6 protein-coding genes are annotated in these 7,048 nt (G+C 57.0%); 2 read left to right on the top strand and 4 right to left on the bottom strand.

From position 1 onward, the window contains the following. Nucleotides 1–210 precede the first annotated feature (210 nt). The 3 genes from hrpB to ACTG4M_RS16655 all read right to left on the bottom strand — a co-directional run bounded on the left by hrpB (nucleotide 211) and on the right by ACTG4M_RS16655 (nucleotide 3,635). Nucleotides 211–2,664, bottom strand: a complete 2,454-nt coding sequence (hrpB, locus tag ACTG4M_RS16645) for an ATP-dependent helicase HrpB (RefSeq protein WP_439124790.1) — start codon at nucleotides 2,662–2,664, stop codon at nucleotides 211–213. A 40-nt stretch (nucleotides 2,665–2,704) separates the two neighbouring features. Continuing rightward, complete coding sequence (locus tag ACTG4M_RS16650; RefSeq protein ID WP_439124791.1) at nucleotides 2,705–3,082, bottom strand: excinuclease ABC subunit B; 378 nt, start codon at nucleotides 3,080–3,082, stop codon at nucleotides 2,705–2,707. 82 nt (nucleotides 3,083–3,164) lie between these two features. Continuing rightward, the gene (locus ACTG4M_RS16655; protein ID WP_439124792.1) at nucleotides 3,165–3,635 is read right to left on the bottom strand and encodes an excinuclease ABC subunit B; all 471 of its coding nucleotides are present in this window, start codon (nucleotides 3,633–3,635) and stop codon (nucleotides 3,165–3,167) included. Nucleotides 3,636–3,756: 121 nt separating this feature from the next. Here ACTG4M_RS16655 and ACTG4M_RS16660 point away from each other — a divergent pair, with 121 nt between their 5' ends. Continuing rightward, nucleotides 3,757–4,020, top strand: coding sequence for a zf-TFIIB domain-containing protein (locus ACTG4M_RS16660; protein WP_439124793.1), 264 nt, complete (start codon nucleotides 3,757–3,759; stop codon nucleotides 4,018–4,020). 151 nt (nucleotides 4,021–4,171) lie between these two features. Here ACTG4M_RS16660 and uvrB read toward each other — a convergent pair whose 3' ends face one another. Continuing rightward, complete coding sequence (gene uvrB / locus ACTG4M_RS16665) at nucleotides 4,172–6,352, bottom strand: excinuclease ABC subunit UvrB (RefSeq protein WP_439124794.1); 2,181 nt, start codon at nucleotides 6,350–6,352, stop codon at nucleotides 4,172–4,174. Nucleotides 6,353–6,771: 419 nt separating this feature from the next. On the opposite strand from uvrB, the gene ACTG4M_RS16670 reads away from it, so the two are divergent. Further along, nucleotides 6,772–7,048, top strand: a 277-nt coding sequence (locus tag ACTG4M_RS16670) for an ETC complex I subunit (protein WP_439124795.1), incomplete at its 3' end; no start/stop codon positions are given.

Here is a 7,048-nt window from a genome sequence, read left to right on the forward strand (position 1 = left end):
TATCAATGGTGGACACTTATCAACACACTCTATGGCGCGTCAGAGCAGCCAGGCCGGACGCTTACAGCATATTGGCGATGTACGGCGGAACGTACGACACGGCAAGAGCGCGCTACGGCTTATAGAGGGGAGGAGTATCGAGTTCTTCTTCGATTATGCTGTGCTTAAGAGCCAAGTGAGAATTGTTATCCCCTCAAGTCATCGCCCTGCTCAGCTTCCGTGTTTGCGATTGGCCCGCAATGTGGGATCTGCTTGAGTTGGGTCTTCTGGCCATGGGTGTTTCGGATAGGCTGCACGCATATCCTTGCGCACATCGGTATAGGATCCCGTCCAGAACCCCGGTAAATCCAATGTCGTCTGCACAGGGCGTTTGGCTGGCGATAAAAGCGTCACGCGCAGCGGTGTGTTCCCAACCTGGGGATGCGTTTTCTGTCCAAAAAGCTCTTGTAAGCGCAGAGAGATCTCGGGGTGTTCTCCAGAGTAGTCAATTGGAATTTCCCGCCCGAGCGGAGTTGTGAATTTGCCGGGTACAGATGTGTCCAACGCTTGCATCTGGTTCCAAGCCAACATGGCGCGCAAAGGCCCAAGCAGGTCAAAGCGTTTCCAATCATCGACGCTGCGCACCCCGGTCAGATACGGCAACAGCCAATCGTCCAAACTGGCCAAAAGTGCGGTCTCGGTCATGTCGGGTATGTCTTGACCTGCGTCACGGGCCAACGCCACACGCGCTACAAATCGTCTTGCTGCGTCGGTCATGGCGGGGGACAAACCAAGTTCGCGCACGCCGTCGAGCATGGCCTTGGCTATTTCCTCGGGTGGCGCGTCCTTCCAAACCCGATCGTCCAAAGCGATTGCGCCAAGCTTTTGCTGTTGGCGCGCCAAGACGCGTCGGTCGCGCTTTGACCATTCGCATAGATCAACCCAGGCAATTTGGTCGACAAACAGATCACGCACTGCGCTTTCGCTGATCTGGATCGCTTGACGAATGCGCGCTTCTCGGGGGTTGCCATCAAGATCCGTTGCCACAATCAAACGCGCCCCGGCCAGCGCATCGCTGTCATCCATGATGGCACCTTTGCCGCCGGAAAGTTGATAACGGGGGGCATCGCCTTTGCGGCGCAATCCTATGCGGTCAGGATAGGCAAGAGCAGCCATCTCGGCCGTGCCCAGCGACCGCTTTGCGACTTTGGGCGCGGCCTTGTGCAGTCGTTGTGTCTCAATGCGAATACGCTCCAAAGCACCATGGTTCAGCGTAGCGCGCCGGGTTTCAGCAAATCGTTTGGGATTGCGAAGAGCTTCCATCCGGAGAGTTAGATCGACGCCACCACCCCGAACCGGATCCCGTTCCGCCATCAGCGCGGCCAAAGGGGCTGCGCCTGGCCCGGCGACGCCAACCATATGCGCCAGACGTGGATGTAATGGCAGACCTGACAAGATGCGCCCGTGATCCGTGATGTGGTTTTGGGCATCAAGCGCGCCCAACATCCGCAACAGTGTTTGAGCTTCCGAATAGGCGCGTTCAGGTGGCGGTGTCAGAAACGGCAGATCAAAGGGATGCGCGCCCCATAGGGCCAACTCCAATGCCAACCCGGCCAGGTCTGCGGCTTCAATCTCGGCCGGTGGGAAGGCAGCCAAGGCACCGTCTTCGCCTTTTGTCCACAACCGGTAGGCAATGCCTTCGGCGACACGCCCGGCGCGTCCGGCGCGTTGGGTGGCTTCGGCCTTGGTGATTTTTTCGGTTACCAATCTCGACATACCCGAGCCGGGATCGAACCGTGCACGTCGGGCGCGCCCACCGTCAACGACGACGCGGATGTCTTCGATGGTCAGGGATGTTTCAGCAATTGATGTGGCCAACACGACTTTGCGCCCTTGGCCTTCGGGTTGGATCGCTGCTTGTTGTGCTTTGAAGGGCATTGCTCCGAACAAGGGGCGTACGACGCAATTCTTGGGCAAGCATCCGTCAAGCGTTGACTGAACGCGACGGATTTCTCCCTCGCCGGGCAGAAAGGCGAGAATGCCTCCGTCTGATTCAGTTGCCGCAGTGTGGATCAAATCTGCCATGGCGGTTTCAAATCGGACGGTCTTCGCAATTGGTTTGTCCAGCCAGCGGGTTTCTACGGGAAAGCTGCGCCCTTCGGATGTGAGGATGGGGGCGGCCATCAAGTCGGCGACTGGGCCTGCATCCAAGGTGGCGGACATGGCCAGCAGGATCAGATCGTCCCGCAGCGCGCCTGTGATCTCAAGACAAAGTGCAAGTCCCAGATCGGCATTCAAGGACCGTTCGTGAAATTCGTCAAAGATCACTGCGCCAATGCCAGAAAGCTCTGGGTCGGATTGGATCATCCGGGTCAGAATGCCTTCGGTGACGACCTCGATGCGCGTTTTGCCGGACACTTTCGCATCCCCACGCACACGGTAGCCAACGGTTTCGCCGGGTGCCTCGCCCAAGCTTTGAGCCATGCGTTCTGCGGCGGCCCGCGCTGCCAAGCGACGGGGCTCCAGCATGATGATCTTTTGCTGAGTTAGCTTGGCGTCCAGCATCGCCAGCGGCACTCGCGTCGTTTTGCCCGCGCCGGGGGGCGCCTGCAAAACAGCTCGGCCATGCTTGTGGAGGTGCTCCACAAGCGCAGGCAGTACAGGGTCTATGGGAAGCCGTGTCATGCTGTCTTCTAGGCCCGACATGGGGCACCGGGCAAGCAGGTCAGGCGTCATCCTCGGGAAAGGCGGTCAAACAGGCCTGGGTGCCACGATCGGCCGCCCGCTCAAGGCTTGGCAGATCACGGGCAAGCTGTGCGTCACGCGTTTGCAAGGCGGCCCTGTCGACTGGCACGCGGCGAGTTACAGGGTAAGTTTCGCGATCCCAACAGGCAACCCAGCCACCGTCTTTGGTCTGGCATCGGGTAAACACCCGGCGGGTTTCGTATTCGGTGACATAATCGAAACCGCGAGCAAGGGATTTGGCGATATCAGCGCGTTCCTTCAAAGCAGCGCGATATGGACCTGCGGCATCGTTGATACAGCGTTCCTGCGGTGTCGCGCAGGCGGCCAGCAACATAAAGATAGGGATGAGAATGCGCATGGCGAAACGCTATAGTCTTCGGCGCTTGCGGGCAATTTCTTTGGTATTTTGCATGTCAGGTCGGTGAACCTGTGCCGGCCAGTTATGACTGGACGTCGATGCCCATACGTGGAGCGGCAACAAACTGATCCGTTGGGCAGGCGCGAAATTCCTCGACAGCAGGTGCTGCACCGTCCAGCGATACGGGTATTTCAAGATCACCCAAAACCGCGACCGCGCGCATGTTGTAGTTCAAGCCGTTCAGCACATTCCCAAATCCACGGTCGCGGACAGTAAGCGTGCGGGTATCCTCAACCTCGATTGTATGACGGGTCGTTGAAATGGTCAGCCCGCGTGGCCCTTCAAACCGCATGGAGAAGACGCTGGCTTCGGGCCATCCCCCTTCGCGCGACAACTGGATCGCATATTCACCGTCAGCGGGGTTGTAGGTGACCATGACAGCCACATCCGCGTCTTGATGAAACAAGGTGCAAATCGGTACTGGAGTGAAGTCCCAAGCCACAGCGGGCAGGGGAGTGAGCATCAGGGCAAGGATAAAAGCTACCGTACGCATAGAGTGATGGTAGCGTACGGTTCGATTTATGCCAGTCAGTGCGTGAAGATCAGCCTCAGTGGGGATGAAATTGGGTAGTGATTGCATATCTCACTAGCACCCAACCCAAGGAGATAGCTCTATGAAATGTCCCATCGACGGAACCGCTTTGGTGATCGCCGAACGCTCTGGTGTGGAAATCGACTATTGTCCGGAGTGCCGAGGCGTTTGGCTTGATCGTGGTGAACTGGATAAGATCATCGAACGCAGTGCAAGCTATGCAGCACCTCCGCCGCCGCCCTCTGCACCCCAACCCGCGCGCGGCACTCCAGCGGGCTATGAGGACACACGCTACCACAAAAAGAAGAAACGCGGTGGGTTTCTGGAAGACTTGTTCGACTTCTGAAGCCGGGTCGCCTAGGCCGGACGAAAATAGTCCGGCCAATGGAGGCGTTATGCGTGTTTGGATTTTGATTGCGGGTTTATTGGCCTTAAGCGCATGTGGCGTGCCTTTTGTGCCGTTTATTTAACGCGGTAAGATAAGAGGCGCTTCACGCTCAACGCTTGCGCCTTTTCACATTCCCACCTCGTTGACCCGGACGCCCTGCTGTTGAGCGTCCGGAAGATTTGACCGCTGCATCGGCGGCGGCTTCAACAGCGGATTGTCGAGCCAAAGGGTCGTCGGCAACCGCCAGATCAACAGCTTCCAAGCGTTTGACTTCGTCCCGCAACCGCGCCGCCTCTTCGAATTCAAGGTTTTCGGCCGCTTTGCGCATGTCGATCCGCAGCCCGTCGAGAACCGCTTGAAGATTGGCCCCTGCCAGCGGCTTGTCGACTTTGGCGGTGACGCGGTTCATATCAACGTCGCCTTTGTAGAGCCCTTGCAGAATATCATCGACGTTCTTCTTGACCGTAGCGGGTGTGATGCCGTGCTCTTCATTATAGGCGATCTGTTTGGCGCGGCGTCGGTCGGTTTCGGCCAGTGCACGCTCCATCGACCCTGTGATGCGGTCGGCATACATGATCACGCGGCCCTCTGCGTTCCGCGCGGCGCGGCCGATGGTCTGGATTAGAGAGGTTTCCGAACGCAGGAAACCTTCCTTATCGGCATCCAGGATTGCGACCAGCCCACATTCGGGAATGTCCAAACCTTCGCGCAAGAGGTTGATACCAATCAGAACGTCAAACGCGCCAAGGCGCAGGTCGCGCAGAATCTCGATCCGTTCGATCGTGTCGATGTCCGAATGCATATACCGAACACGGATGCCCTGTTCGTGCATGTATTCAGTGAGATCTTCGGCCATGCGTTTGGTCAGTGTTGTGACCAAGATGCGGTACCCGTCAGCAGCAACCCTGCGCACCTCGTCCAACAGGTCATCAACCTGCATTTCAACTGGTCTGATTTCAACCATTGGGTCAAGCAGCCCCGTGGGGCGGATCACCTGCTCCGTGAACACACCGCCAGTCTGTTCGATTTCCCACTTGGCCGGCGTCGCCGAGACGAACACCGATTGCGGACGCATGGCGTCCCATTCCTCGAACTTCAAAGGACGGTTGTCCATACAAGACGGCAGGCGGAAGCCATGTTCCGCCAGCGTCATCTTGCGTCTGAAGTCGCCTTTATACATGCCTCCGATCTGGGGCACGCTGACGTGACTTTCATCTGCAAACACAATGGCGTGGTCAGGGATGAATTCGAACAACGTGGGGGGTGGCTCACCCGGTGCGCGACCCGTCAGGTAGCGTGAATAGTTTTCGATCCCGTTGCAGACGCCTGTCGCTTCAAGCATTTCAAGATCGAAGTTGGTGCGCTGCTCCAACCTCTGCGCTTCAAGCAGTTTGCCGTCGGCCACGAGTTGATCCAACCGCGTGCGCAGCTCTTTCTTGATACCGATCATAGCCTGCTGCATCGTCGGTTTCGGCGTCACATAGTGGCTATTGGCGTAGATGCGGATGCGTTCGAACGTGTTGGTCTTTTCGCCGGTCAACGGGTCGAACTCGGTGATCGTCTCTAATTCGTCCCCGAAAAACGACAGCTTCCACGCCCGGTCTTCAAGGTGCGCTGGAAAGATTTCGAGGGAATCACCCCGCACCCGGAACGACCCGCGCTGAAACGCCTGATCGTTGCGCCGGTACTGCTGTGCCACGAGGTCTGCCATAACCGCGCGCTGGTCATAGCTTTTGCCGACATGCAGGTCTTGGGTCATCGCGCCGTAGGTTTCCACCGATCCGATACCATAGATGCACGACACCGAGGCGACGATGATCACGTCATCCCGTTCCAGCAGCGCCCGGGTGGCCGAGTGGCGCATCCGGTCAATCTGTTCGTTGATCTGCGACTCTTTCTCGATATAGGTGTCGCTGCGTGGAACATAGGCCTCAGGCTGGTAATAATCGTAATAACTGACGAAGTATTCCACGGCATTGTCTGGAAAGAAGCCTTTGAATTCGCCGTATAATTGCGCTGCCAGCGTTTTGTTTGGGGCAAGAATGATCGCCGGGCGCTGAGTTTCCTCGATCACTTTGGCCATCGTAAAGGTCTTGCCGGTTCCTGTGGCACCCAGCAGCACCTGGTCCCGCTCCCCGTTCACAACCCCTGCAGACAAATCGCGGATCGCATTGGGTTGGTCGCCGGCTGGTTCGAATTCGGTGTTCATCCGAAACTGAATACCCCCCTCGAGCTTTTCACGAGCACGGACATCGGGGGCAGGGGCGTGAAGGATCGGCGTATTGGACATGGATTACCTTACGGAATCGATAGGGGCGTAAGCAGAAGTGGACTTATGGGAGGCCATCAAAATGGGTGGTCGCTGCCAGAAATGCAACCATGGTCGTACTCATGACTTTCTATGGTGTAATACACTGTTTTTTATGCGGTTTTGCACATGTGTTTTTGACAGGGCAGAATGGCGCAGGTCAACGACGGCTTTTTTTCTTTAAAAGTTGTAGGAATTAAGTACCTTTAAGTTGCAAGCAGTTGGTCTCATGTGTTTTCGGGCGGCACGCACCCACCCCTCGCTCCCCGCTGTTCGTTAGTAGATGAAACCCTGCTTGCACTTCATTTCCATTTACCTGCGACACTTTCATGGCTTGGCACGGCTTGCGTGTTGGGCCGTTTTTGACCATATCTGCAGTCACTACTGAACAGGTGAGACCTATGCGCGCCCGGATTTACCAGCCTTCCAAAACTGCGATGTCTTCAGGCACCGCTAAAACCAACCATTGGATTCTAGAGTTCGCCCCCGAAAGCCCGCGTGAGATTGATCCGCTGATGGGCTGGACGTCGTCGTCTGACACCCAAAGCCAAGTTAGGCTCAAGTTTGACACTTCGGATGCCGCCAAAGCCTATGCCAAAGAGCATGGCATTGAGGTGATCCAGTTCACACCGAACAAGCGAAAGCCAAACATCCGCGCCCGCGGCTACGCCGAAAACT

It is taken from the genome of Marivita sp. (assembly GCF_965656765.1).
Taxonomy (GTDB): Bacteria; Pseudomonadota; Alphaproteobacteria; order Rhodobacterales; family Rhodobacteraceae; genus Marivita.

Bases quoted from the DNA above. Each gene is read 5' to 3' on its own strand.
- uvrB (WP_439124794.1), bottom strand. From the start codon at position 6,352: ATGTCCAATACGCCGATCCTTCACGCCCCTGCCCCCGATGTCCGTGCT.
- ACTG4M_RS16655 (WP_439124792.1), bottom strand. From the start codon at position 3,635: ATGCGTACGGTAGCTTTTATCCTTGCCCTGATGCTCACTCCCCTGCCC.
- ACTG4M_RS16650 (WP_439124791.1), bottom strand. From the start codon at position 3,082: ATGCGCATTCTCATCCCTATCTTTATGTTGCTGGCCGCCTGCGCGACA.
- hrpB (WP_439124790.1), bottom strand. From the start codon at position 2,664: ATGACACGGCTTCCCATAGACCCTGTACTGCCTGCGCTTGTGGAGCAC.
- ACTG4M_RS16660 (WP_439124793.1), top strand. From the start codon at position 3,757: ATGAAATGTCCCATCGACGGAACCGCTTTGGTGATCGCCGAACGCTCT.